This is a genomic window from Leptonema illini DSM 21528 (assembly GCF_000243335.1).
Taxonomy (GTDB): domain Bacteria; phylum Spirochaetota; class Leptospiria; order Leptospirales; family Leptonemataceae; genus Leptonema; species Leptonema illini.
The window spans coordinates 2,716,255-2,742,556 of sequence record NZ_JH597773.1 but is presented as its reverse complement, the minus strand read 5'-3'; the positions used below and the strand labels follow the sequence as shown (position 1 = coordinate 2,742,556).

18 protein-coding genes are annotated in these 26,302 nt (G+C 54.7%); 6 read left to right on the top strand and 12 right to left on the bottom strand.

Annotated features, from left to right (window positions below; genetic code table 11):
- Positions 1 to 33 precede the first annotated feature (33 nt).
- On the top strand, positions 34 to 2,109 hold the full coding sequence (locus LEPIL_RS12540) for a putative bifunctional diguanylate cyclase/phosphodiesterase (protein ID WP_002772901.1): 2,076 nt from the start codon (positions 34 to 36) through the stop codon (positions 2,107 to 2,109).
- On the opposite strand, the gene LEPIL_RS12535 is transcribed toward LEPIL_RS12540, so the two are convergent.
- The 3 genes from LEPIL_RS12535 to LEPIL_RS12525 are packed head-to-tail and all read right to left on the bottom strand — an operon-like array spanning position 2,076 to position 6,476.
- The gene (locus LEPIL_RS12535) at positions 2,076 to 3,365 is read right to left on the bottom strand and encodes an aminotransferase class I/II-fold pyridoxal phosphate-dependent enzyme (protein ID WP_002772899.1); all 1,290 of its coding nucleotides are present in this window, start codon (positions 3,363 to 3,365) and stop codon (positions 2,076 to 2,078) included. The two genes, LEPIL_RS12540 and LEPIL_RS12535, sit on opposite strands and share 34 nt — an antisense overlap.
- The gene (lgt, locus tag LEPIL_RS12530; protein ID WP_002772898.1) at positions 3,366 to 4,247 is read right to left on the bottom strand and encodes a prolipoprotein diacylglyceryl transferase; all 882 of its coding nucleotides are present in this window, start codon (positions 4,245 to 4,247) and stop codon (positions 3,366 to 3,368) included.
- A 42-nt stretch (positions 4,248 to 4,289) separates the two neighbouring features.
- Positions 4,290 to 6,476, bottom strand: coding sequence for a PP2C family protein-serine/threonine phosphatase (locus tag LEPIL_RS12525; protein WP_002772897.1), 2,187 nt, complete (start codon positions 6,474 to 6,476; stop codon positions 4,290 to 4,292).
- Between the two features lie 318 nt (positions 6,477 to 6,794).
- On the opposite strand from LEPIL_RS12525, the gene lpdA reads away from it, so the two are divergent.
- Entirely contained in the window at positions 6,795 to 8,228 is a 1,434-nt protein-coding gene (gene lpdA / locus LEPIL_RS12520) for a dihydrolipoyl dehydrogenase (protein WP_002772896.1), read from the top strand.
- A gap of 243 nt (positions 8,229 to 8,471) precedes the next feature.
- Positions 8,472 to 12,515, top strand: coding sequence for a LamG-like jellyroll fold domain-containing protein (locus tag LEPIL_RS12515; protein WP_002772895.1), 4,044 nt, complete (start codon positions 8,472 to 8,474; stop codon positions 12,513 to 12,515).
- A 32-nt stretch (positions 12,516 to 12,547) separates the two neighbouring features.
- Here LEPIL_RS12515 and LEPIL_RS12510 read toward each other — a convergent pair whose 3' ends face one another.
- A complete protein-coding gene (locus LEPIL_RS12510) occupies positions 12,548 to 13,534 on the bottom strand; it encodes an Lcl C-terminal domain-containing protein (protein ID WP_002772894.1) in 987 nt (328 codons plus the stop codon).
- Between the two features lie 332 nt (positions 13,535 to 13,866).
- Here LEPIL_RS12510 and LEPIL_RS12505 point away from each other — a divergent pair, with 332 nt between their 5' ends.
- Entirely contained in the window at positions 13,867 to 14,505 is a 639-nt protein-coding gene (locus LEPIL_RS12505; RefSeq protein WP_002772892.1) for a histidine phosphatase family protein, read from the top strand.
- A gap of 53 nt (positions 14,506 to 14,558) precedes the next feature.
- Here LEPIL_RS12505 and LEPIL_RS12500 read toward each other — a convergent pair whose 3' ends face one another.
- From LEPIL_RS12500 to LEPIL_RS22150, 7 genes are read right to left on the bottom strand one after another with little or no spacing between them, the layout of a single operon-like run.
- Positions 14,559 to 16,625 (bottom strand): hypothetical protein, encoded by a 2,067-nt coding sequence (locus tag LEPIL_RS12500; protein ID WP_002772891.1) that lies wholly within the window; start codon positions 16,623 to 16,625, stop codon positions 14,559 to 14,561.
- Entirely contained in the window at positions 16,604 to 17,206 is a 603-nt protein-coding gene (locus LEPIL_RS12495; protein ID WP_002772888.1) for a hypothetical protein, read from the bottom strand. The genes LEPIL_RS12500 and LEPIL_RS12495 overlap by 22 nt, the downstream gene beginning before the upstream one ends.
- Positions 17,203 to 17,652, bottom strand: coding sequence for a RidA family protein (locus LEPIL_RS12490; protein ID WP_002772887.1), 450 nt, complete (start codon positions 17,650 to 17,652; stop codon positions 17,203 to 17,205). The genes LEPIL_RS12495 and LEPIL_RS12490 overlap by 4 nt, the downstream gene beginning before the upstream one ends.
- A 46-nt stretch (positions 17,653 to 17,698) precedes the next feature.
- Positions 17,699 to 18,163, bottom strand: coding sequence for a C40 family peptidase (locus LEPIL_RS12485; RefSeq protein ID WP_002772885.1), 465 nt, complete (start codon positions 18,161 to 18,163; stop codon positions 17,699 to 17,701).
- 42 nt (positions 18,164 to 18,205) lie between these two features.
- Positions 18,206 to 19,177 (bottom strand): ABC transporter ATP-binding protein, encoded by a 972-nt coding sequence (locus tag LEPIL_RS12480; protein ID WP_002772883.1) that lies wholly within the window; start codon positions 19,175 to 19,177, stop codon positions 18,206 to 18,208.
- Position 19,178: 1 nt separating this feature from the next.
- On the bottom strand, positions 19,179 to 22,286 hold the full coding sequence (locus tag LEPIL_RS12475) for an efflux RND transporter permease subunit (protein ID WP_002772882.1): 3,108 nt from the start codon (positions 22,284 to 22,286) through the stop codon (positions 19,179 to 19,181).
- Position 22,287: 1 nt separating this feature from the next.
- Positions 22,288 to 22,818, bottom strand: coding sequence for a MarR family winged helix-turn-helix transcriptional regulator (locus LEPIL_RS22150; protein ID WP_002772881.1), 531 nt, complete (start codon positions 22,816 to 22,818; stop codon positions 22,288 to 22,290).
- A 182-nt stretch (positions 22,819 to 23,000) separates the two neighbouring features.
- Here LEPIL_RS22150 and LEPIL_RS12465 point away from each other — a divergent pair, with 182 nt between their 5' ends.
- On the top strand, positions 23,001 to 23,414 hold the full coding sequence (locus LEPIL_RS12465; protein ID WP_002772880.1) for a hypothetical protein: 414 nt from the start codon (positions 23,001 to 23,003) through the stop codon (positions 23,412 to 23,414).
- A gap of 36 nt (positions 23,415 to 23,450) precedes the next feature.
- A complete protein-coding gene (locus LEPIL_RS22145; RefSeq protein WP_002772879.1) occupies positions 23,451 to 23,975 on the top strand; it encodes a PaaI family thioesterase in 525 nt (174 codons plus the stop codon).
- A gap of 52 nt (positions 23,976 to 24,027) precedes the next feature.
- Here LEPIL_RS22145 and LEPIL_RS12455 read toward each other — a convergent pair whose 3' ends face one another.
- Positions 24,028 to 26,181: an ATP-dependent helicase gene (locus LEPIL_RS12455; RefSeq protein ID WP_002772878.1), complete on the bottom strand. Its 2,154-nt coding sequence runs from the start codon at positions 26,179 to 26,181 to the stop codon at positions 24,028 to 24,030.
- Positions 26,182 to 26,302 lie beyond the last annotated feature (121 nt).

The window sequence follows — 26,302 nt, the reverse complement described above, 5'->3', positions numbered from 1 at the left end:
GGTCTGATGAAATAACAGGCTGTCTCATTCGTTATGCAGCAAGAAGAAGATCAGCTTTTTCGTCTCTTTCGGGTATTTGCCCCCGTAGTCGACCAATCGGGTATCAGCTACATGATCACCGATGCGGCCGGCGAACTTGTCTACGTCAATCAGGCCTTTGAAGAGATGACCGGTTATCGCGCCGAAGAGGTGATCGGTCGTTCGCCCTCTTTCTTGCAGTCAGGGGAGCATGACGCCGCCTTCTATCATGATCTATGGCAGACGATCCTTTCAGGTAAGGTGTACCGGGGTATACTGAAGAATCGTCACCGCGATGGATCTCTGCTTATCTGCGAGAAGATTATCGCGCCCATCACGAATGAAAGAGACGAGATCGAGTGGTTCATCTCAACGGATAGAGACTTAACCGAGAGCATACGCCTTGAAGAGGAGCTGCGTTCCAGTCGCGAGAGACTGGCCATGGTCATCGATCGCGCTCCTCTCGGTATCGCCGTCGCGTCTGAAGATGGCGTTATCCAGGAAGCGAACGCCGCTTTTTCGCGTCTGGTCGACCTTCCGCCAGATGAGCTGCCCGGAACGCATCTTTCGCGTTTCACGCATCCTGAAGATATCGAAGAAGAGATGGTGCTGGTCCGTGCCCTTTCGCGCGGCGAGATACCGTCCTACTCCCTTGAGAAGCGCTATATAAAGCAGGGCGACGAGCCCCTGTGGGTTCGCGTGCATGTGGCCCGGCTTCCCGATGTTCCGGGACAGAGGCCTCTTTTGATCGGCATGGCCGAAGATATATCGGTTCGAAAGAAGGCCGAAGAGGCCATCCTTCATCAGGCCTTTCACGATCCGCTGACGGGATTGCCGAACCGATCGCTTCTTCTCGATCGCCTGTATTCGGCGATCTCTCGCGCTCGCCGCACTCAGGAGCTGGTCGCCGTTCTTTTTCTCGACCTTGATCGATTCAAATCCATCAATGACACTCTTGGCCATACGATCGGCGATCGTCTCTTGAAACACACCGCCGATCGACTGTTAACCTCTCTGCGCGAGTACGATACGGTTTCTCGCACGGGAGGTGATGAATTCGTTTTACTTCTGCCTGGCCTTTCAGACGGTGAACAGATCATGCATACGGTGGAGCGTATCATCGAACTCATGGCCGAGCCCTTTGAGATCGAAGGACATGAACTCCATATTCCGACGTCGATCGGAGTCGCCGTCTTTCCGCAAGACGGAGCTGATGCCGAGACGTTGATCAAGAATGCCGACGTCGCCCTTTATAGAGCAAAGGAGATGGGGCGTAATTGCTTCGTCTTTTATAATCCGGATCAAAACGTCTACAGCCACGAGCGTTTGCTACTTGAAAATGAGATGCGTCGGGCTCTTCGCGAGAATCAATTTCAGCTCTTCTTTCAACCGCAGATCGATCTGGCGACAGGCTCGCTTGCCGGTTTTGAAAGTCTCGCACGCTGGAATCACCCTCAGAAGGGAATGATCTCTCCGGGACTTTTCATTCCCATCGCCGAAGAGACGGGAATGATCCTGCCGCTTGGCGCGACCGTTTTACGAGATGCGTTCGCTACCGTTGCGCGATGGCGGGAACAGGGCAAAGAGGCCTTTAAGCTCTCCGTGAATATATCGGGCCGTCAGTTTTATCAGAAGAACTTTCTGAGCGACGTCATGGATCTGCGTGATCGGTATCGAATTCCGCCGCATTCGATAGAGCTTGAGATTACGGAAAGTATCGCCATGCAAATGACTCCGTCGACGATGGACGTGCTTCTGCAACTGCGCAAAGAAGGATTCCTTATCTCTCTCGACGATTTTGGAACGGGCTATTCATCCCTGAAGTATCTACAAGAATTCCCCCTGGATTGCCTGAAGATCGACCGATCCTTTATCGAGCATATCGATACGGACCGGCGTCAGCGCGGGCTGCTTGCGTCGATCGTCGGCATGGCGAAATCGCTTGAGTTAACCGTCGTCGCCGAAGGCGTCGAAACCGAAGGACAGTTAAGCGTGCTGACCGATCTCGGATGCGACCGTATACAGGGGTATTATTACAGCCCGCCCGTTCCAGAGCATCAGGCCCTTGAATTCTTCTCGCGAACGACCTGACAGAGAATCGAAAGGCCCTCTTGAATCGTCGAAAGGTCCTGACTGTAGCTGATGCGAATCGAACGCTGGCCTTCCCACTCGGGCGATAGGCGATCGTCATCGGGCAGACCCGGATAGTAATAGCTTCCCGGGACGACGAGTACTCCGGCCTTCTTTAAGTCGAGATAGAGTTCTGAAGTGGAAATGGTTAACCTTGGGAATACCGCCCACAGGAAAAAGGCCCCATCGGGCCTGTGTATCTGAACATCCCTGTCGGGTTCCAGTTCATTGAATAGGGTGTCGATGGCGAGCCGCTGCCTTTCTCTGTAAAAAACGGGCAGATGCTCTTTACACAGCTTGAAAAACGAACCATCGGCAATGCCCTCCTGAACGAGGGCGGGGCCCAATCCGCCGGGAGCAAGATGCTGCACGGCCTGGATGCGTTCAAGGACGGAGCAGACATCGGCCGGTGCCAGTATGATGCCCGTGCGAATGCCCGGCAATCCCGTCTTCGAAAGACTCAAAACAAAGATCGTATTATCGTCGTAGTAGGGTCGACCATTGCCATAGACAACGCCGGGCATAGGGTCGCCATAGGCTCCGTCGACGATTAAAGGTACGTCGAACTGCCGGGCCAGAGACGAAAGATTCTTCATCTCGTCGTCTTCAAGCATACCGCCTGTGGGGTTCGACGGACGTGATATGCAGATGGCTCCGATATTGCCTGTCTGTAACGCCTGCGTTATTCGCTCGATATCGATTGTATAACGGAAGAAGCCGTCGCCAAGAGGTATTTTTTTCGAAGGGACGGCGAGAAGAGAGTTTTCATGCAGCCCGGAGTTCTCGTAGCCGATGTACTCGGGCGACAGGGCGAAGAGGATCTTACGGCCCCGGCCGTCGGGAAAAGGACCGCTGAAAAGATTGAGCAGAAGAAAAAAGGCGTTCTGACTGCCCTGTGTGAGCACTACGTTTGATTCGGTTAACGACCATCCGTACATGGCGCTCAGGCTTGCAGCAAACGCCTTGCGAAACTGCGTGTTGCCTGCCGGCCCGTCATAGCGGCCGGCGACGCGGGCAAAGTGGTCGGCGCTTTCACCGATACGAAGAAAGGCCCTTCTGAAATATTCGCTAACGGGCCCGACGTTACCCGGATTGCCGCCGCCGAGCATATGCAGTTTTTGCGATCCTGTTAGCGCCGCGTCGAGATCGTCCATGAGCCGGAAGATGCCCGGCTCACCGAGAACGGTATCGGCAAAGCGACTGAATCGCCGCTGCATTTACTTCTTCCTGTCGGCCTTCACCGGAGCGATATCGGGAATCGGATTGTTCTTTTTCATCCAGATGAAGATGGCTATCGCTGCGATCATCATGGCAATACAGAGCAGCTGCCCCATCGACAATGAAAAAAGGACGAAGCCCAGATGCTCGTCGGGCTCTCTGTAGAACTCGATGAAGAAGCGAAAGAAGCCGTAACCGAAGATATAGAACGGCATCATAGAACCTTCGGGGAAGGCCCGACGTCGAATCGACCAGAGAATCAAAAAGAGCACGATGCCTTCGAAGAATCCTTCGTAAAGCTGCGAGGCATGACGCAGATCAAGGCCCGGAGCGTCAGGAAAGATCATGCCGATCGCCGATTCCGTCGTGCGGCCCCAGAGTTCTCCGTTGATGAAGTTCCCCAGACGACCGAATGTATAACCGAGCGGTACGACCGGAGCGAAGAGGTCGGCAAGGTTTCCGAACGAGACCTTGTACTTTCTCGTAAAGAGATACCCGGCCACAATAACGCCCAGAAGGCCGCCGTGGTACGACATGCCGGCGAATCCGCGAAACTCGATACCGCCGGGGCCCATCGCGATCGGAAGAAAGGCCTCAAGAGGGTGCGAGAGGTAATACGGCAGATTGTAAAAAATTACATAGCCGACGCGACCGCCGATAATGACGCCGAGCACCTGATAGGTAAGGAAGGATTGCAGAAAATCCGAATTGTAGGGGAAGCGCGACTCCGTTCTCGTGCGATAGAGAGCGAGCACATAGGTCAGCACAAAGGCGACGAGATACATCAATCCGTAATACTTCAGTTCAAAGGAGCCGATCGAGAAAAGCACCGGATCCATATGCGTGGGCAGTTCCTGCCACCATCCAATGAATGCGTCCATAAAGTACAGAAGAAAAGTCGCTTATCAGGACGTCATTCCTTTTCACGACGTCGAATCTCGCAGCCGCAGACGTCGATGCCAGCGTTCGGCAAGCGGATGTCCGAGGCGACGGGCGACGCGCACGCCTACTCGCAACGATCGTTCATCCGATGGGTTCAGCTCGATATAGCTTTCGAGCGTCGGCAGCGATTCCTTCCAGCGTCTTTCACGCAGCAGCGTTGCCGCTTGCCGGCGCAGAACTCCCGGAAGGCTGCGCTGTTTGCCCGTGAAGGCAAAACGCAGAAGCGCAAGATCATCGCTGAGAGCGCCGAACGTTTCGAGGCGTTCGACCAGAGCCGAAAGCTCGGCCTTGCTGTTTTCGTGTTCGGTAACGATTTGAAGAAAGCGACCGCTATCAGATTCTATACGACCGTCTATAGAAAGATCGTCTCGCCCATCCGTACCTGCATACAGCACATCGCCCGGCCGAAGCGAACACACGTGCACGCGCAGCTCCTGTTCGGGCAGAGGGGCTCCAAGACGATAGAGCATCCCAGACGGATGAATATAGTCGGCGGTGCCGGCGCGAACAAGAACAAGAGGCGGATGCTCGGCGTTCCAGTGGTACAGGCATCCGGCCGTCGTATCGATGAGCCCCAGTACGGCCGATGCCATCATTGAGCCGTTAAACGAATAGAAGACGTTCTGCAGATCTTCGTAGCATCTGCGCAGCCACTCCTCGGGGTATAACGCAGAGAGCTCGGGCAGGCGTTTTGTGCGGCTCAGACTCGCTCCAAGAACGGTGCCGATGACGACGGCGCCGCCCGCTCCCTGAATGGACTTGCCCATCGCATCGGCATTCAAGAAGGCAACGTATTCGCGTCCGCGAAGGCGCACCGTTTCGACGATATTGATATCGCCGCCCAGCTCGGATCTGTTGTGTCGAAAGGCGAAGCTCTTTTTCTGTTTTGTGAACGAAGACCATGTCATACGGCTGTTCCCGCCCGTCATATTGCGACAGCTTAACGGTCGCAGCACAAGAGACGTGAGATAATAATCTCCGTCCTGCTGTTCTTTTAACGTACGGATCTCTGCAAGGCTTCTCTTATACTCTCGCGTACGATGATCGACGCGACGCTCCAGGTCGGCGTTGAGCTGCGAAAGCTCTCTGCGAGTCTGCACCGATTTTTCGACCTGCGAAAGAGCGAGCCCACCGACGAAGGCCAGCAGAGAAACGGGCGCCGCCGGTGGCGTGTTGATCCATTCCTGATGGTTCGCTATATCGAGCAGCGTTCCGGTAAGAGCGATGAGGATGCCGATGATAAGCGGACGTCCGATGCGCCAGTTCTCGATCAGCCGCACCGCCATCACAAGAAAAAGCAGCGGCCAGATCACAGGCTGCACGATCTGCGAATTGAAGCGATCCCACAGGCGGATGTCGTCTTCAAAAAGAATCCAGAAGGCCGCAGCGACGAGAGCGGCCGAGCATATGATGGCCATAAAAGAGGTTATACGGCGAATCGCCCTGCGAAACCGCAGACGCAGATCGCAGCGGCGCCTGAAAAGAAAATGAAAGAAGAGAAGAAGAGTCGGCAGGAGCAGCATCAGCGAAACATATTCAATGCGCTTCAGTTGTAGAAGATCGACGTGTAAAGAGTATTTGAGATCGCTGCGTTGCAGAAGGTAGATGGAAAGTATCATGAGAAAGAGAGCAAGCGGGATGGCGGATCGCTCGCTTCGAAAAAGCAGGAAGGCCGCTGCATAATAGAACGATAAGAGCATAAACACGAAAGGAAGCAGTAGAACAAGCAGCTGTTCGATGGTGTAACTGTCGCGCAACTCTTCGATGTTGCCGACGGCGGGATCTCCGCGCAGAAGGCCGTATTCGTGCGAGAAGTATGGTTGAAACTCGATCCGTAGCTCAAGCCTTCTGCCGTCGGGCTCGATGCGCAAGATATGATTGCGATCATACGACGTGGGCGGCGATGAGGGGTCGTTAAGCGCCACACCGTTTGCGAAAAAGCGAGCCGCATCAGAAACGATGCCCGTGCGCCATCCTGTTACGTCGGTATCGACGCTAAGCGTGCGTCGAAGGATCAGGCGTTCTTTCGGGGCGACGAGGCCATGCAGGTTCGACGGCACCCTGACCGACTGCCAGGCCCGACCATCCGAAGAAAATTGCCACAAGCCTTCAAGGCTCTGCGCTTGAAGAGGGGCCGTCAGGAGGAGCACAGGTATAAGCCATCGCATACCTGTGTAGGTAGCGTTTGAATCGATTGTACTCAAAAAAAATACCGGACGAAGAAAAAGCGTAAAAGCACAGTTCTCCCGGAGCACCGGCTGAATCGCGCATCGGTCTACAGCGCCCGCCCTGACTGTCGGATCGCTTCTGGCCGTATGCAGGCTGTATGTAGTCTGTATGAAAGATGCTACATGTATTTTTTCTGCAACAGATTGAAAAAATGGATTTACGCCGACGGGCAATCCTCAATTTTCTATACTATCTGTAAGAACCGGCCCGGAGACCGCTCGTGGGTTTTGGAACCGGTTCTATCGTCGGAGGAAAGCATGTCGAAATACGATCTTGTCGTTATCGGAGCAGGTCCGGGCGGTTATGTTGCCGCGATTCGCGGAGCAAGGCTTGGCCTGAAGACGGCCGTTGTGGAACGCGAGAACCTGGGCGGCGTCTGTCTGAACTGGGGATGTATTCCGACGAAGGCCCTTCTTGAAAGCGCCCATCTGTTCGAGAAGATCCGCTTTGCCGATCGGGCGGGCATTCGCGTGCAGGGAGCGGAGGCCGATTTCGGCGCCATTATACAGCGATCGAGAGGCGTCGCTGATCAGATGTCGAAGGGCGTCGACTATCTCATGCGCAAGAATAATATAGACGTTATCCGCGGACATGCGAACTTCATCGATTCGACTCATATTTCCGTTTCGCGCGAGGGGGAGGGCGATCAAACCGTCGAGGCCCGTCGCTTTATCATCGCCGTCGGCGCGCGAGCGCGAAGCCTTCCGGGCATCGAGATCGATGAGAATCGGATTCTTTCTTATAGAAAAGCCATGCTGCTTGAAGAGCGGCCGGCTCGCCTCTGCATCGTCGGCGCCGGAGCGATCGGCATCGAATACGCCGACTTCTATCGTTCGATGGGAAGTGAGGTGACCATCCTTGAAGCCCTGCCGACCATCCTGCCCATCGAAGACGAAGAGATCAGCGCCCTGCTGACAAAGACATTCCGGGACCGCGGCATCGTTATCCATACCGGGGCGCGCATCAGCCAGACATCGTCGCATGAAGGCGGCATCGACGTCGTCTTCACCGATCAGGCCGGCGAAGAGCGACGCGAAAGCTTTGATCGCCTTCTTCTTGCCGCCGGAGTCACGGCTAATACCGATCGGCTGAATCTTGAGGCCGTGCACGTCGATCTTGATCGCGATCGCATTCGTGTGAATCGGTCGTTTCAGTCGAGCAATCCGACGATCTATGCGATCGGTGACTGCATCCCGGGTCCGGCGCTCGCTCACGTCGCCTCACATGAGGCGATTCATGCCGCCGAGGCCGTATATCTTTCTCTGCGCGAAAGCGGCGTCATCAAAACGGGCCCCGAGATCGAGTACGAGCCCATGAAATACGATTGGATTCCGTCGTGTACCTACTGCCATCCCGAGGTCGCCTCGGCCGGGTTAACTGAGAAGAAAGCGAAGGAAAGAGGCTATGACGTGCTCGTCGGACGTTTTCCGTTCCGGGCGCTGGGTCGGGCACGGGCGTCGGGCGAAAGCGAAGGGTTCGTCAAGGTCGTCGTCGATAAGGCCTATCATCGCCTGCTCGGCATCCACATCATCGGATCGCATGCGACCGAGATGCTGAGCGAGGTCGTTGTAGCCGCCGAAGGCGAGCTGCTGGCCGATACGCTTGCTCGCACAATCCATGCTCATCCGACTTTATCTGAGGGCATCATGGAGGCAGCGGCTGAGGCGATCGGACAGGCTATACATATCTAACCGAACCGTCTTGGATACGGTCCACCCCGCCTTACCTGCCTGTATAACCGTCTCATTAACGACCAGGTGTTGAGATAGTTGTACGGACAAGCCTTCTTTGGGGATTGTTTACTCTTTCGTTTTCTGTTCAGTCTCTTGAATTTTCTGCAAGCTTTTTGAAAAAAAATGCGGCTACTCTTGTTTTTTGAGTTGGCTGGAGCCAGTGGCGCGATTTGTCAACCAATAATATCGGAAGTTGCACCTATGAGAAGTAAAAGGAGCATTCAGAATGCCGTTCTACAGAGCCTGCTGGCGCTGCCGCTTCTCTTCGCCGCCTCATGCAGCAAGAATCTGATCGACCAGCTTCCGGAATTCTTTCTTTTTGACGCGATCAATCCCCCGCTTTATTCGGTTTCGGGCGTTGTCAACGGGTTGACTCTAAATGGACTCGTACTTGCCAACAATAGTGATACTGTTACACTGAACGCGCCAGCCAGCGATTTCATGTTCCCTGTTCGTCTGCGCACAGATTCCAGCTACAACGTTGTCATTACGACCCACCCCCGGGATGGTAGCGGCTCGCAGCTCTGCGAAGTTGTTGGTGGAAGCGGGATGATTGGCAATGGCGACGTTTCGGGTATTAACGTCAATTGTGCCGATGCGGCAACGGTAAAAGTGACCGTGCCAGCCGCCGGTTTGCTGGGGACGGGGCTTGTTCTGTTGAACAATGGCGGTGACCCGCTGACCATTAACGGGCCGATATCCGGGAGTACGGACTTTGCCTTCCGCACTCCACTTGTGGCTACCTCTCCAGGATATTCGGTGACAGTGAGCAGCCACCCGATCAATCCGTACCAAACATGTAACGTTACAGGAGGAACGGGTACTTATGGCGGATCGTATCCTGGAGTCGTGCCCGGCATCTCGGCCTCTTGCGTTACCAATCGATACAACATACGGGCTAACGTAACGGGCCTTGCAAGCGGTACTCTCGTTCTTACAAGTGCTTACCCCACCTATCCGGCAGAGGCCGGCCCGCCTGCTTACCCGGCGACGATGGCGGGTACGGAAACCCTGAATATCACGACGACCGGAGTTTCTGCGCCCTTCGCCACAAAAATTCGCAGTGGCGATACCTTCACTGTTGGTATTCAAACACAGCCGACCGGACATAGCTGTACGATCGGCATGCCGACAGGCACCGTAACGTCGGCCGATATCAGCGTTCCTGTGAACTGCGCTCCGAATTCATATTTTATTAAGGGCAATGTGATAGGCCTGGCGGGTAGCAATCTGCGTATTGCTGTTACGGGTGGCGCCTCGCAAACGATCAATGTAAGCGGGGCGACCTTCTCTTCGACGGGCATTCCTTATGGAACGTCATATAACCTCCGTATCCTGAACCCTACGAATCCCTGGCAGACCTGCGCCTTTACCGACGCAGGAACAACGGGCGGTGCTATCGGCTCAAGCGGTGCGACAGATGCAATGGGGCTTGTGTGGAACAATCAGATCACCGGCGGATCCATGAACCTCGCCGGAGACATCACTGGCGTTGAGATTACCTGTACGACAAACAGCTTCACGGTTTCGGGCACGATTACTGGTTATACGGCCGGCAGCTATTCGCAGGATATGGTAGTTCAACTGAACGGCGATCCGGCAAGCAATCAGACGATCGCCGCTCCTTCCAGCGGATCGACGACGACATTCTCATTCCCGGCCCTGTATGCGGTAAACAGCGGATCGACGTATAACGTCGCCGTTGTGACCAATCCGATTCAGGCTGCGGGCAATACGCTTTTCTGCGCCGTCAGTGGAAACGGAACGATGCAGGGGGCGAACGTCACAGGCGTATCGATCAGTTGCTCCCCGGCGGCGGCCATCAACGTTACGGTGACGGGATTTGGTGTTTCACCTGCGAGCAACTTCACGCTTGATCCTGACGGAGCGGGAGCGTACCCGGCGACGACGGTGAACGGGAACGGTGTGTATTCGTTCTTTGTCGGTAACGGACAGAGCTATAACTTCAATACTCCGACGCCGCCGAATCAATCTTGCTCCTGGGTAACCGCTTCCAGTGGAACGATGGGCGCGACAAGCGTCGCTCTTGCCCTTGACTGTACGCCCATGATTACCTCGACCTCGGTGAACGCCGATGCAGGTACGCTCGAATTTGATAAAGGAACCGGTCCCTTTACGATTACTTTTAATAAGAACATCAACCTGCCCGTATCGAGCAACTCTTCGACGTCATGCGCTTCGCAGGCCATCCAGATCTCAATGGTCAACGCCGGCGGCGCATCGGTGATCCCCGTTAACAACAACTTTACGAGCTGTTTGCCCGTATCGTTAAGCGTAAGCAACAACGTGCTCACCGTGACGCCGAATGCGGCCTATATGTGGTACGAGGCGACGTATAAGATTCGCATTCGCAATAGCGCCGTCACCGATACGGGAGGCAAGGAAATGGCCTATACGGCGGCAAGCTCCTGCGATCCGGTGCAGTGCTATGAATCGGCGACGGGCTTTAATACGGGCGGACTGGTGCGCAAGTATGATGTGATCGGCGGCGCTTACAACGCAGATACGTCACGAAGCGGTATCAATCTGGTCGGCGGAACATCGACGACGACAGGCGTTGACGGCGACGGCAGCGGAGCGATGAGCTTTGGTGTAAACGGTACGTTGAATTCGCCATCGACCGGACTTCCACTCGGCGCATCTGAGCGGACGATGTGCGGCTGGATTCAGCCGTATACGCTTGCCGCGCCACAGATCGTTCTCAGCTATGGCAGCTTTGCGGACGGATTTGGGATCAACATCCTCGATACCGGTGTCAATGCAGGCGTGCCTTCAAATCCCTATGTAGCCAGCGGGCAACGTTTGCCGCTTTATACATGGAGCCATCTCTGTTTAAGGGCGAATTCAACGACCATTACTTTATTTCTGAATGGAAAATCAATCGGAACCGTTGCCGCAGGCGCATTGAATACGGCAAATGGTAATCTCTATGCAGGGACGAATACGTCCTGGGCGCTGGGGCCAGCACAAGGTGTAGCCATGGACGGCGTCCGCATCTATAACGCCTCTCTCCCGGATCGCCAGATCCGCTATCTGGCGACGCAGGTTCCGACAGGCCTGATTGCCCGGTATGCCCTCGATAGCGCAGACGGCACCGATGATGAATGGTGGGATAGCTCGGGCTGGGATCAGCCGCTCACCGCATCGGGAGGAGGGGCTGTACCTGCAACCGATCGCTTCGGTATTGCTGCCAGCGCGTACGGCTTTATGAGAGCAAGCAGCCAGTTCCTGTCTGCGCCGAACTCCGCGGTGCACAACCCCGGCGGCACAATGACGGTGATGGCCTGGGTTAAGCCCACGACGCTGCCGGGCTTTGGAGATTTTTTCACGATTGTTTCGACGCAAACCGCAGATGATAAAGGATTCTCTCTGGAACTGTACAATATCGCCGGCAATATGGTGCTGTATCTATGGGGCAATGGGAGCACTGACGCTATCAGTGTTCCTTTTTCAATGCCTGTGAATGTATACACCCATGTCGCCGCGACTATAAGTGGCGGAACGACGCGTTTTTACGTCGACGGAAATGAAATTTCGAGCACAGGTACGCTTACCACGATAACGCCGGGCACCGGACTGCTCTATATAGGTCGCCGAGTTGATGGCTATTATATGAACGGTGGGATCGACGAGGTGCGTCTGTACAACCGAGCGCTAAGCCTGGCTGAAATCCAGGCGATGGTGCAGCAGCCGAACAAGAAGATCTTTGTGACGGTAGATGCTTATACGGGAAATCTGGGCGGCATTGCCGGGGCGGATGCAATCTGTAATGCAGATACTACGCGGCCAGATTACTCGAAACTATATAAGGCACTGCTTGCGGATAATTCAAATCGCTTCCCATGTTTATTCGGCACTGTCTGCGCAAACCCGACACGACTTTCGAGTCGAGATTGGAGCTTGCAGCCCTTTGTGACTTACGTGAGGCCGGACAATCAACCGATCATGAAGACGAATGCCGCTGGCATTTATCCGTTTGGTGTGTTGAGCAACCCGATAGGAGCAGGCACCCAGACAACCTGGACTGGATTGTTTATTGGCAGCGGGTATTGGGAACAGCTGGACAGCTTGGATGAACGATGCCAGAACTGGACAGACGGGAGTGCTGTTCAATCAAGCGCATGGGGGGCTACGAATGCCACCGATGCGACCTCGATGAGCCAGAATTACTCGAACAATTCAAGCTGCGACCAACCCAAGCATCTCTATTGCGTCGAGCAATGATTTACGAGCTCGACGCAGGAGAGTCACAGCGATTACGGGCCTGTGGAAACGCAGCGGACGTTTTGATTTGCACTCGTTTTGGGAACGCCCTGGCTATCCGTCGTCGTCGTTCCATGGGCGAAACTTGTGAACCATACTGAAATGCCTGCGGTGGAGCTTGAGGCTGACCAGTACCCATAGCTATTGGGGGCCGTATGCGCGGTATTGGGGAATAAAGCCGCGTCGATTTGCGGAACGAGGTATTGAAGGTTACAAAATTCACCGTCAGGCAGTGGAGTTGATTTTGCGTTCGAGCATTTTACAATGCTCTTTAGCTCATCTTTCCAGGGAACTCTCCAAGTTGTGCGTCCATAAAGACCGCCGTTGAGATTCAAACTATTGCAGGCATTGTAAAGCGAACTGGAACCATTACCATTCAGATGGCCGTTTACACCTATCTCACCAGCGGCGTCGGCATCATTGCAGGCGTTATCGTTCGTTGAACAGTACTGAACTTTCAAGATTCCGTAACCATTCCCGCTATTTCCCGTGCCCGTACAGTCTCCAGCTTCGGCATTCCATTGCTGGCCGTGCGAGCATCGATTCCAGACGAGATTGTTCTTATAGGCCATCGGGCATGTAACCACGACGTTGTTTACACTTACAGCGCCAACCGTACCCGTCCCGTTTGTGACGATGCAGCGTAGCGTTGTCGGCTGCGTCTGAACCGTAATCGTATAGTTGTCACCCGTTTGTGCGTTCAGGCCGAAACTGCCGTTTTCGGGCAATGTGTAGGTTTTTGCGCCATTTGCTATGACGAGACTGGCGCCCGAAATTAGGCCTGAGACATTGCCGTTCAGGCATAGGGCCGACGTACATTTCGGCAGAGAGGCGGCGTTCTCCCCGCTTCCCCCTCCGCCCAGAAGGCCAAGCAGAGCAGCCGACGAATCAGAGGAGTCTCCGCCCGGGCATCGGGCAAGGGTCAGGATCAGCGATAAGGCAAGGATCATTTTCAGTGGTCTTGTAGAAATCAGACTCATACAATAACTCCATTATTGCGGTCGAGTTTTGTCTACGGATGCCCGGGCGCCCCGGAAGGGAAGCATTTTTTTGAGTTTTCGGATGTACGGCTTCGGAGAACCCTTCCACACATCGCAGGGAAAGCCGTACTCCGCTGTGACAGCCTGCGAGCCGCTATACTTCTTGAATACCCTCTCCTTTTCTTTTTTCGCGGCTTTCGTTTTTTTCGTGGAAAAAATTCTTATTCGATCAATTACCGAACGGATCTATATCGTCATTCCCGGCTCGACGACCTACCACCCCCCTCCCGCTTTTCACTTGAGCCGCTGCCCCTGAGCCCGAAACCGGACCTGTGATTGAACTGAGCCTGATTCGCCACGGCGAGACCGAATACAACTCCATCATGAAGATCCAGGGCAGCCTTGACTCGGCGCTGACGGAGCAGGGCGAAGAACAGTGTCGGCGGCTCGGCCGTTATCTGGCCGGCCGGCCGAACTATGCAGGCGTCGACGAGTGGATCTGCTCCCCCCAGGGCCGGGCCGTGCAATCGAGCACGCTGATTCGCGAGTCCATGCCGGCTCTGCCCGAGGTGCGCTTCGATGATCGTATTCGAGAGATCCATTGCGGTGAGCTTGAGGGGCGGTTAATTCCCGAGGTCGATCCTGGCATCTTGAAACAGCTTCGGAACGATCCTGCGTACGCCTATCCGGGCGGCGAGAGCATCGACGACGTCGTGGCGCGGGCGGCGGGCTTCTGGTCTGATCTTGCGCCGCGGCTGGCCGATGCGGCGGCATCGCAGCGGGATTACAGAATCGTCGTCGTTTCACACGGCAACTTCCTGCGCTGCCTGACCTCGGTTATACTGGAGCTGCCGTCAGAGTATGCGGTGCGCGTCGTGCTTGAGAATACGGGGTTATGCTACTTTCGCTCGTTGCATGACGGAGCGAAGATGAAGATGCTGCGCTGGAACGACCGTACGCATCTGGAATGATCGGAACGCGTGCATAGCGGACTCAATTCGAAACCTTATTAACGCCCGGGCGCTCAGTCTGCGCCGATGCCGTTCAACGTCTGCACGATGGCGCGGACGACCTCTTTCTCTTCGGTGCGATGCTTCATCGAAAGCTTAACGCCTTCTTTCGTTTCATGGCCTTCGAAGTCGGCCATGCGTCGTTGAAAGCGCTCGCGAAGAGCCGAAAGGTTATTCTCGAAATGTCTGCGCGAGGCGTAGATGGCCTCGCGGTGCGGAACCTGGATTTCTATAATGTCGCGCGTCGAGGCCGCTCCGGCCTTGATGAAGCCGAACAGCCTCTCGGCGACGGCGCGATCCTCCTGCGACGGCAGCGAGGTCATGATCGCCTTGCGATCGGGGAACTGACCCTTCTCCCACAGCATGGCGGCGATATCGGCCATGCGCCCGAGTACGATCTGCATGCGCTCATCGAGCTTGTTCTGTCTGGGGCCGCCCTGCACGTCTTCGAGCGTCTTTCCGGCGGCTGCAATACCGGAGCGCTTCGATGTCAGACGGGTCGATTGGGCGACGTACTGCTCCCAGAGCCGCTTCTGTATGCGCGAATCGGGAAGGCGTCCTTTCAGGGTTAGCCACAGACGCTGAAAGAGCGGAAGCTGCGGCAGATACGTGGTGGCGACGAGGCGCCGCAGCTTTTCGATATAGGCCGGAGCGATGATCTCTTTCAACTCGGCCTCGCTCTTTTCATGGAATGCCGTCATCTGCTCGATGAGCCTGACCAGCACGACATCCTGCGTTTTCTCATGCAGCTCTTCGGCCTGATCGATGGCGCGGGCCGTCGCCTCTCTATCTTTCAAGAGCAGATAGACGGATTGAAAATCCTTCGACGAGAGGTTCTTTGCCCCGAAGGCATAAGGGGGCTCCGTTCCGATGAGGATGCCCGAGAAAAGCCCGCGTACAAGAAAATCAAGAAGGCGTTCGTTTACGGTGAGTCGATGTCCGCTTTTCGCGCGAAAGACGCCTTTCTGTTGCTTGAGAAGCTGAAGCAGCTTCTGCATCTCCTGTCGGTCGGTCTCGACCTGGTCCTGTTTTTCCAGGTCCTTCATGTAGGCGTCAAGGGCGATGCGTTCGGCGCAGATCTCTACAAGGGCATCGGGCAGATCAAGACGCGTCTTTGCCGCCTCAACGACCTTTTCGGCGACGAGCTGCGATATCTTTTCTCGGTCGTCCTTTTCGGCGAGCACCGAGAAGCCCTGCGGCATCACGGCCTCGACGGCTTTGAGCACGGGCTTCGTAACGAGCAGGTCGACGATCATCTTTGAACGAAAGCGGATGGAATTCAGGTTATTAAAAAGGATAACGTCGGGCAGAGGCCTTCCCGTACTCTTGCGAAGGGGGTCCAATCCGACCTTTACTGTAATCCTGCTTTTAGTGAGTTCGACAAGAACGGGTCGAAACACATGCTCGCGAATAAAGTGGTTCACCTTCTGCAGACGAATCACGTCCTTCTCTTCGGGGGCCTCGATGTCGGATTTGCGCAGATAGATGTCAGAGAGGATCTGATCCATTCGACCGAGACGGACGATACCCGGCAGATCTTCAAGCCGTGAAAAGACGGCGATCTTTTCCTGAAGCGGACGATTGAAGTCCATTCCGATCAGATGCGTCTTGATCGTGGCGATCGTATTATGGATCACGTGATGCAATCCGTCCGATACTCTGTTGCCCGATTCATGCTCGGTTGATGCGACGAACTTGGTTATGAAGCGCAGCCGGTTATCTATCACGGCATATTCGCGTAGAATATAGAAAGGAGGAGGATTCAGCTCGGCCATCATCAGGCATACCTTCATCATCTCGCCGTGAGGCGGCATGGGCGCCCGGTCGCTGATGGCGCGTTTGCGCAGCTGAATGTCTTCGTAAATCTCTTTATCGGTGGGGTAGTACGATTCGACGCGAGCGCGGTTCGCTTCGGTCAGGCGTTGAATGGAGTCATAAATAAGGCTGAGCAGGCGTCCGTGTTCGAATATGTCGCCTGATGCGCGAACATCCGACGCTTTCGGATTGGAAAGAAAGCGAATCGTCTGATCGAAGCTCAGCAGAGGATAACCCTGCGCCGTTATGCCGCCTTTATCTTCCATTGCTCGCGTATCTTATAGAGGATTCCGTTTTCGCGTCTTTTGAGAACTCCGCAGAGCGTCAGGTGCAGGGCGAGCGCGGCGGCATACGCAAAATAAAACACAGTCGGTTGCGGCTGTAGTTTGAAGTTGTAATGCAGGCCTTCGGGGAAGAAGAAGGCGACGACATACAGGAGCGCTATGAGGCCGCTGAGTACCGTCTGTATTTGAAAGGCCTTCTGGAAAGGATAAAAGATAAGCAGCAGAGACGAGGCTCCTGGAAGAAAGAAGAGATACCAGAGATTCGTCGTCACCTCGAAGGTTTCCGTTTCGCCGAGCGAAATCGAATAGCGGAACCATCCGAAGACGGGCAGGACTCCGACAGCGATCGAGGCGATGATGAAGCCGTGCACCAGAGGCGAAACGGACCTCACGACAAGCAGATGGAAACGCACCATGCGCAAAAAGATGCGAAACCATCCGACGATGCTGACCGTTATCCACCGCATCAGGAATCGCAGAGCCGTTTCGTACGGCTTTTCTTCGGCCGTATCTATCAGCGTGGCGGTGGTATTCATGGATTGTGCCGTGCTCGTTTTGCTCATAAAAGAAACTGCACCTCAAGCTCGACGGCGGCATCAAGAGGCAGACAGGGAACGCCGACGGCAGTGCGACAGTGGCGGCCTGCATCGCCGAAGATTTCAAGCGCAAGTTCTGAGGCGCCGTTGGCGACAAGATGTTGTGACGTGAACTCGGGCGCAGAGGCCACGAAGGCGGCCAGCCTCAGAACGCCTTTGATCTCTTCAAGAGAGACGACCGATGTGGCGGCGGCGAGAGCGTTCAAGAAGCATTGCTTCATCGCCGCCTGTGCCCCGGCGATCTGCGCCTCACCGCGAAGCGGTCCTTTCAACATGAGTTCGCCCGATTTCATGGGAAGCTGGCCGCTCAGGTAGACGATGTCGCCGCTGCGTTTCGCGGGAATATAGGCGGCGACGGGACGCGGAGCTTCGGGAAGGGTGAGGCCAAGGGCCTGCAGCCTGTTTGCAATCATGCATCCTGCATCGGTTCTGCGCCGTAGCTTTCAAGGGTTTTTCGGATTATTCCTGAAATACTGACCTTGCTCCGGCGTAGCGAGTTTTCCAGTAGGCGATGCGCATATCGGCGTATTCGACCGTTTTACCGCTGGAAGGAGCATGGATGAATTTCAGATCGCCGACATAGATGCCCACATGCGAGATCCGATCGCCCGAGATGCGAAAGAAGACGAGATCACCGATCTCGGGCTGCTTGATCGGTCGCAGCTCGGCGAACTGGCCGTCGGCGGTGCGGCTGAGCTTGTAGCCGGCCTTGCTGTAGACGAAGCTTGTAAAACCCGAGCAATCAAAACCGGCCGGCGTATTGCCTCCTAACTTATATGGCGTTCCGATATACTGATCGGCAAGCTCGACGATGCCGGTGCCGTCATAGACGGTGATGCGTCGATCTTTATGCTCGGCCGCGACGGCGACGACTCCGAGAGACAGAATCGCACATATAAGGATCAGGCGTTGTTTCGCAGTCATATTCGTCCTCTTTATCAGGCATCGACAGCAGAAGCCTCTGACTCAAGCAGAGACGGTCTTTAGAGGGAAGAAACAGGCGACGCGTTCTTTTTTTTCTACGTCTCCGGACGGCGGGCGTTCGCTGCGGCAACGATCCTGGACATAGGCGCAGCGGCTTTGAAAGACACATCCTGTATGCTGCACGGTTGCAGATGGAACCTCGCCCTCAAGCAGGCCGGGCTTTTTATTCCTGTCAAGAACGGGGATGGCATCGAGCAGCGCTCGAGTATACGGATGCGCCGGCGCCTGAAAGATCTTCTCTACCGGAGCCATTTCGACGATACGCCCCGCATACATGACGACGACGCGATCGGCTATGTGACGCACAAGCGAAAGGTCATGCGTTATAAAAAGGAGGGAAAGGGCGAACTGCTTCTTCAGATCAAGCAACAGCTCGACGATCTGCGCCTGTACCGAAACGTCGAGCGCCGAACTGACCTCGTCGCATACGATCAGCTTCGGACGCAGTCCGATGGCGCGGGCGATGCCGATGCGCTGACGCTGGCCGCCCGAAAAGGCATGCGGATAACGATCCATGCTGTCGACCGGCAATCTGACAAGTGAGAGCAGCTCGGCGACCTTTTCGCGCACGTTCTTTCGCGTCGCCTGCTTATGCAGAAGAAGCGGCTCGGCGAGAATCTGAAAAACCGTATGTCGCGGATTGAGCGACGAATAGGGGTCCTGAAAGATGATCTGAAGCTCGGTGCGGATGTCGTTCCAGGACGAAGGTTTGCCGATGTCGATGGCCTTGCCGTCGAATTCAATCGTGCCGGATGTAGGTGGAACAAGGCCGAGCAGGGAATTGCCGAGCGTACTTTTGCCGCAACCCGATTCGCCTACAAGGGCAAGCACCTCGCCCGGCTCGATGTTCAGATCGATATGGTTCAGCGCGTAGACCCAGCCTGTTCGTCTGCGAAAGACGCCGCTGCGCACGGGAAACCATGTATTCAGATTACGAATGCGAACAAGGGACACGTCAGAAGGCTTTCCGATCAAACAGAGCTGTCAAGAAGGAAAAGGCGTTCCTCTTTCGTCTATCCAGCATTCCGCGGATGTCCGTTCCGATCATAAAAAGCAGCGGTATAATAATCAGGATAATGATCGTGGCAAAGCCGAGCCCGTAGGCGAGCACCAGGGACATATGCGACAGGAAGGGATCGTATCCGCCGATTCCATAGCCGGTTGGCAACACGCCAAGCACCGTCGTCGCTGTAGTCAGCACAATGGGACGAAGACGCGAGACGGCTCCTTCGATCACGATCTGTTTGCCCGGAATCTCTCCCGGTGTGGCCGCTTGCGTATCGGTCAGGATCGTATCGACCATTACGATCGATGCGTTCACGACGACGCCCATCAGACCGACGACGGCTACTCCGACCATCATCGACCCGGGAACGTCATGGCTGATCAATACGAAGGCGATTCCGATGGCCATAAACGGAAGAGAAAGCAGGATGATAAAAGGCTTCGTATATGAATTGAAGATCAGCGCAATAATAAGATAGATGCCGATCAGAGCAACGACAGAGGCCGAGCTAAGACCGGCGAAGATTAATGATGTTTCGACCGGCTGACCCGAGAATTCAAGAAGCACCCCATCGGCACGAGAAAACTTCTGATTTACAATGTCCATGATGTCGGTCGGCGATATGATTCGGTTATCCACATTGCCGAGAACCGTCGTAGAACGCATAGCGTTGACGTGGGTGATACTGGCTGGCGATCGACCTTCGCCGGCGGTCACAAAACGCTCCAGAGGAACGACGATACCAAGCCTGTTAATCACGGGAATCTTTTTGATGAAATCGCCGCTTTCATTAATCCTGCGATTGAGTTTAAGGCGGATGTCCATATCGCTTTCTCTAATACGGGAAACGATCGTTCCATCGAGCGCTATGCGCAGCGAGGTCAGGATATCCTGATTGTGAAGCCCGGCTGCGCTGAGTAATCCCTGATTGAGGACGAGCTCGGTCTCGCGAAGTCCTTCACGTTCATCAAGCTCGACATGAGTAACGCCGGGAATGCTTTCGAGATAGGTCATGATCTCTCGGGCCTTTGTCGTTCGGCTAACGTCATCATCTGAAAGCAGTCGAATCTCAATGGCCCGGCCCATCGGAGGGCCGAGGCGTTTCAGATTGAGAGCATACTGCATCCCGTTTTTCCGTGCCAGGTCTTTAAGAGGATCGTGCAGATCGTTCATGATCGTCTCGGCAGTACGGTCCCGCTCTTCGTACGATATAAGATAGACGAGGGCGACGATGAGGTTGCTCTGTGCGCCGCGGTCGACGGTAGAGTCTTCTATCTGCGTTCCAATGCGGATGCTCGTTCCTTTGAGGTCTGGCCCGATTCTTTCTCGCAAAATTGCCTCAAGGCTTTCCATCTCTGCCTGTGCCTGCATGATCGTCGCTCCGGCCGGCAGAGTAATGGAAATCGAGAATGTATCGGCCGCGTCTTGCGGAAACGGATCTTTTCGCACCGAAAGCCTGAGCGTGACGAGAGATGTTACGAGCATCAGGAGAAAAACGCCCATGGCCCGATAACGATGCCGTATAAAGAATTCCAGAGACTGCCGATAAAGCCTTTCAAGCAGAGGCATGAGGCGATTCTGCCGCGGAGCCCTCTGCCTTGCATGAGCAAGGTGAACAGGTAAAAAGAAGAAGCTTTCGAGCAGAGATATGGTCAATCCTACGATGATCATGAGCGGAATCGTCCAGATAAAGGCTCCAGGGAATCCGCCTATCATAAAGAGAGGCGCAAAGGCGATCATCGTCGTCGCCGAGCTGGCAAGCACCGGCAGGAACATACGCGTGACGGATTGAGTGGCCGCCTCGCGCGGCTCCATACCGTTTTCGCGATTGGAGCGATATTGTTCTGCTATGACGACGGCATCGTCCACAAGCATTCCGATTAGAATAATAAATCCGGCAAGTGAGATCAGATTGATCGAGATATCGTTGAACTTCAGAAAAACGATCATGCCCAGAAGAGTGACGGGAATTCCGAAGGCCGTCCAGAGAGCAGTCGTACGATCGAGGAAATACATGAGAACAAGCAGCACAAGAACGAATCCCATCGCTGCGTTTCCGGCGAGAAGAGAGATACGATCTCTCGTCAACGTGGACTGGTCGACAAGAACGGATTGGCTTACACCGTCGGGTAACTCTTCGCTCTCAAGCAAGCGATGAACCCTTTCCACCGTATCAAGCAGATCGGCCTGACCCGACTTCCGGACCGACAGAATCGCGCCGTTTTGACCGTTATTTCTCACAATAAGCCTGACGTCTTCTCTGCCTCTTTCGACACGGGCGACATCGCGCAGTCTGACATCAAAGCCGTCCGTGTTGCCGAGAATCGGCGTGTTCAATATTTCTTCAAACGATGCTAACCCCTGCGAAATGGTGATCTTCTGCTCTTCGTCGGGATTGTAGAGGATGCCTCCCGATCCGGTAATGTTACGCTGAGCAAGCGCCTTCGATATCATGCGCAGATCGACATGGTGTTTTCGGGCAAGCGCTGCATCGATCAAGACATGGATCTCTTCATCGGGCAGGCCCGCGATATCAATGCCCGAAACGCCGGGAATGCGTCGCAGCCTGCGTTCCAGGCCTTCAAGATAAACGGTAAGAGCGTCGGGCGAACCAGAGTAGGCGATTTCAAGGATCGGAATATCGGCCGTCGTAACATCATCGATCGCCGGACGTCCGCGAATACCGTCCGGAAGATCATCAATACGACCGATGGCATTCTCCACGTCGGAGTAAAGCCGCCGGAATTGCTCGGGCTTCAGTTCTTCTTTCCCTCTAACCTCGATACGCGATATGTTCTCTTCTGAATAAGAAAGGATTTCTTTAATCCCTTCAACCTCCTGAAGCTCTTCTTCGATCAAATCCGTCACCTCGGATTCTACATCGCGGGCCGAGGCTCCAGGATACAGCGTGCGAACGACGATGCGATTGAGCGAGATCTCGGGAAAGCCCTCTTTACGTGATGTGACGAGCGATTGAAAACCGATGAGCAGTAGCGCCAGCATGCTGATCGTCACAACCATCGGACGTTGCAGGAAGAAGGTCAACAGCGAGCGCATATCAGTTATTCCCTGCAAGCTCGGTCGCCGCCGCTTCGAGCTGCAAAAAGACGGCCTGACAGCTTTCCCTGAATTCCGGAGTGGCAAGGCGTCCGAAGGCGGCCTGAATACGGCGAAAATGATCGGGCAGAATGCGCTTCAGCTTTTTTCTTCCCGTCGATGTGAGCACGATGCTGTTTTTTCGCCGATCGTGCTGCGAGGGCTGTCGCTCTATGAATCCCTGCTTCTGTAAAGTATCGAGGATGCCCGTCATCGTCGGCGCACGAACCCCGAGCGTGTCGGCGAGGCGTGCGGCCGTCCATGTTTCCTCGGATTGCGTATGTAAAAGCAACAGTAGCATGAAGCCCGGCTGCGAGAGACCGTAACGCTGAAAATGACGCTCCAGATATGCAGAGAAAAGTCCGGTGAACGACGCCGTTCGAAACATCAGTTCGATCGTGTCGGGCGATATCTCATGCCCCGCGATAAGAACGTTCCCGGTGATGCGGTTCATGAGCAGGTCGCCCGGCAGTAACAACGGCGCTTTCATCATATGGTTTTCCTGTTGACAGAAAAGATTAGGTACCTAAATATTAGGCCATAAACGATCTTTCGACAACATTTTAATGGCGGGCAAGAAAAAACGAAGAATAGAAGGTCGGCGAGAAAGGAGCAGGACGGTTCCCGGGAGCGCATGTCTGGCTTCTGATAAACCTCTTAATAAGGAAAAACATCATGAAATCATATACGTTGCAAAAGTGGAGCCGATGGGTGGTGGTCGCCGTGGCTCTTCTAATTTCCGTTGCCACAATCTTCGAGGGGACGGCCGTTCTGACAGGCGCCAGTCAGCCGGAGCAGATCGTACTACGCTGGTTGGTTACCTATAATGTGGTAGCCGCTTTCGCGGGTTTGACCTTCCTGCTCGCCGTACTGTTTCGTTTCTCATCCGTCTTTGCTCGGCTCTGGAAGCGATTCAAGATTTCGTGGCCCGCCGGCATTATTGCACTTGCCCACGCTGTTGTTTTGCTTGCTCTCGTATTCATCTACTTTACGGATGGAACTGTAGCCGTCAAAAGTATCGGAGCGATGTTGATGCGCACAGTCGTATGGGCGTTGGTAGCGTCTGTGCTTCGCGAGCAGGCGGAATAGGCTGGACCGGGCATGGAGATTGATTGAAATGTCAATATGCAGATTCCTGCCGATGCCATCACGTTACCGTTTGCGCCTTCGCGGCTGCTTCTCTCTCTTGATAGGAAGCTCGAACAATACTATGATGAAAAGCATGAGACCTTCTGGTTTCGCTTTCATCCCGGCAAGAAGGTCGAGGGGCCTCCGCACCATGTGCACGGTGGGTTTCTTGCAACTTTAATGGACGAGGCCATGGGCTCTGTCGCCTGGCTGAACGGATTCACCGTCGTTACCCATCGTCTGCATATGGAATATAGAAAGCCTGTTCCGCTGAAGAAGAGGCATACCGTTAGATCGACAGTCGCCGAAAAACAGAAAAGACGCATCATCACCGAATCGTCGCTTTTTGACGATGAAGGGAATGTATTAACCGGAGCCCGTGGCGAGTTCTTTATTATCGACTTTGCCCGTCTCGGCGACATCCCCGACGAATACAGGGTCTTTCATGATTTTCATGAGCTGCGACGTCAGGGCAAGGGCGTCGGCGCCGCCTTTGCCGCTCTTCAATCTGAAAAAGGTTAGCACACGGTGTGGCTTTCTGCGGCGGAGGGAGGCATTTGCTTTTAATGCGGCCTTATTTCCCGTAAAGCAGGGCCCGCACACGTTCTTCTTCGCGCCGGTTCGCTTCGTTTTCGGCCTCGCGGCCTTTCTCGGCTTCGCGGATTTCTGCTTCTTCAGCGGCCTCGGCCGAGATGGCCTTTAAGTCGTCGAGAAACATCTTCTCTCTGCTGGCGAGTTCTTCTTCAGAAGGGCCTTCGTCGATTTCAAGCAGCTCCGGCGGAATCTCTGACAGGAAGCGCGAGGGTTCAAGCACCTCTTCTTCGCCGAAGCGCCGCCGCACCTGCGAATGCGTCAGTATGAGTTCCTGCCGGGCCCGCGTGATGCCCACATAGCACAGACGTCGCTCCTCTTCAAGAGCTTCGTCCTGGTCGCCCGCCTCCGAAAGCGATCGTCCTGCCGGAAATATGCCCTCGTTCATGCCGCTCAGGAAAACGACGTTATACTCAAGGCCTTTCGACAGATGGAGCGTAAGCAGCTGAACGCGTCCGCGCGGATTATCGTCGTCCTGATCCGACGCCTGCAGGCTGATCCGTGCGAGAAAATCAAAGAGGCCGGGCGGCTTCGATTCATCCCACTGATCTTCGAAATAGGAAAGCATGTTCACGATCTCTGAAAGGTTAAGCATGCGCGCCTTCGCCGCCGCATCGTTATCGCCCTCTCGTAAAAACTCGGCCTCGAATTTAAGATCGCGAATCAGAGCGGCAAGAACGGGCGCCATCTTCCGGGCTCTTGAGAATTCGCGCCGGTAGTGCTCGATCAGCTCTTTAAATTCATGTAGCGTCGCCGCCTGTTTGGACGGAATTCCCTCGATCAGACCGGGACCGCCTTCCATACGCTGAAGAACCTCGTAGAAGGGAATGCGGTGGCCTTCTTTCGCCGACTGACTTTCGATATACTCGCCGATTTTCTTAATCGTTCCCTCGCCGATGCCGCGCTTCGGAGTATTGATGACGCGCAGAAGACTCACCTCGTCGGATGGGTTTGCAAGAACGCGCAGATAGCTGATGGTATCTTTCACTTCTTTGCGGTCAAAGAAGCGATAGCCGCCGACGACGTGCAGAGGAATATTTTGTTTGCGCAGCTCCTGCTCGAAGGCGCGCGACTGGAAGTTCGTTCTATAGAGAATGGCAAAGTCACCCGGCGTGCGGTTCTCACGCAGGATCTTGTCTTTGATAACCGAAGCGACTCGCTCCGCCTCCATCTCTTCGTTCTCGGCAAGCATCAGTCGCAACGGCACGCCGCCTGCAATCGTCGGTTTCAGCTCTTTGAGCACGCGCTTTGTGTTGTTTTTTACGACGGCGTTAGCCGCCATTAAAATCTGCTGCGTGGAACGATAGTTCAGCTCAAGCCGGATCGTCTTCGCCTCTGGGAAGTCTTTTTCGAAGTTACGGATGATGCCGACGTCGGCGCCTCGCCATCCGTAGATGGACTGATCGTCGTCGCCAACGACACAGAGGTTTCTCGTATGGCCGGCAAGCTGTAGCAGCAGCGAATACTGTGATGGGTTCGTATCCTGAAACTCGTCGATCAAAAAGTATCGAAAACGTCGATGATAGCGTTCGAGTACCTCCGGATGTTCGCGAAACAGTTTTTGCGGCAGAAGGATGAGGTCGTCGAAATCAACGGCGTTCAGCGATTTCAGCGTACGATGATAGCCGGTATACAGTTCAAGAAAAATCTGATCGTTAAACGGAAGCGCCCTTTGAAGCGCCCATTCCTCGGGCGACATGCCCGAGTTCTTGCAGAGAGAAACGAGGAAGGCCGCTCCCTCCTTCTTCGCATCGTCCGGATCCATCTTTAACGAGCGATAGAGATCTCTGAAAATACTCAACTGATCGTCGCCGTCGAGAATCGTAAACGGATCTCTGTATCCGAGCAGGCGAATATCACCTTGCAGGATGCGGTTGCCCAGTGCATGAAATGTAGAGACAACGATGCCGCGGCTTTCTTTGCGGCCCATCATGTGGATCAGACGTTCGCGCATCTCTTTAGCGCTTTTGGACGTGAAACTGACGGCCACAATCGAGGAGGGCGCGATCCCTTTGTAGATCATGTTGCGGATGCGGTGCGTGATGACGCGTGTCTTGCCGCTTCCGGCCCCGGCAAAGACGAGAAGCGGCCCGTGAATCTGCATCACGGCCTCGGCCTGCTGGGGATTAAGGGACATAATTCCACAGCGGACAGAAGGCGGGCAAGGTCAACTGAAAAGAGTATGTTCCTGATGATGTTCCTGATGGAAAGATTCGGGTAACGTGACAATAATATTATTATGTCGCCTTACAGGATCA

Bases quoted from the DNA above. Each gene is read 5' to 3' on its own strand.
- LEPIL_RS12500 (WP_002772891.1), bottom strand. From the start codon at position 16,625: ATGGAAGATAAAGGCGGCATAACGGCGCAGGGTTATCCTCTGCTGAGC.
- LEPIL_RS12475 (WP_002772882.1), bottom strand. From the start codon at position 22,286: ATGCGCTCGCTGTTGACCTTCTTCCTGCAACGTCCGATGGTTGTGACG.
- LEPIL_RS12455 (WP_002772878.1), bottom strand. From the start codon at position 26,181: ATGTCCCTTAATCCCCAGCAGGCCGAGGCCGTGATGCAGATTCACGGG.
- LEPIL_RS12515 (WP_002772895.1), top strand. From the start codon at position 8,472: ATGAGAAGTAAAAGGAGCATTCAGAATGCCGTTCTACAGAGCCTGCTG.
- LEPIL_RS12485 (WP_002772885.1), bottom strand. From the start codon at position 18,163: ATGACTGCGAAACAACGCCTGATCCTTATATGTGCGATTCTGTCTCTC.
- LEPIL_RS12465 (WP_002772880.1), top strand. From the start codon at position 23,001: ATGAAATCATATACGTTGCAAAAGTGGAGCCGATGGGTGGTGGTCGCC.
- LEPIL_RS12525 (WP_002772897.1), bottom strand. From the start codon at position 6,476: ATGCGATGGCTTATACCTGTGCTCCTCCTGACGGCCCCTCTTCAAGCG.
- LEPIL_RS12535 (WP_002772899.1), bottom strand. From the start codon at position 3,365: ATGCAGCGGCGATTCAGTCGCTTTGCCGATACCGTTCTCGGTGAGCCG.
- lgt (WP_002772898.1), bottom strand. From the start codon at position 4,247: ATGGACGCATTCATTGGATGGTGGCAGGAACTGCCCACGCATATGGAT.
- LEPIL_RS12510 (WP_002772894.1), bottom strand. From the start codon at position 13,534: ATGAGTCTGATTTCTACAAGACCACTGAAAATGATCCTTGCCTTATCG.
- LEPIL_RS22150 (WP_002772881.1), bottom strand. From the start codon at position 22,818: ATGATGAAAGCGCCGTTGTTACTGCCGGGCGACCTGCTCATGAACCGC.
- LEPIL_RS22145 (WP_002772879.1), top strand. From the start codon at position 23,451: ATGCAGATTCCTGCCGATGCCATCACGTTACCGTTTGCGCCTTCGCGG.
- lpdA (WP_002772896.1), top strand. From the start codon at position 6,795: ATGTCGAAATACGATCTTGTCGTTATCGGAGCAGGTCCGGGCGGTTAT.
- LEPIL_RS12495 (WP_002772888.1), bottom strand. From the start codon at position 17,206: ATGAGCAAAACGAGCACGGCACAATCCATGAATACCACCGCCACGCTG.
- LEPIL_RS12540 (WP_002772901.1), top strand. From the start codon at position 34: ATGCAGCAAGAAGAAGATCAGCTTTTTCGTCTCTTTCGGGTATTTGCC.
- LEPIL_RS12490 (WP_002772887.1), bottom strand. From the start codon at position 17,652: ATGATTGCAAACAGGCTGCAGGCCCTTGGCCTCACCCTTCCCGAAGCT.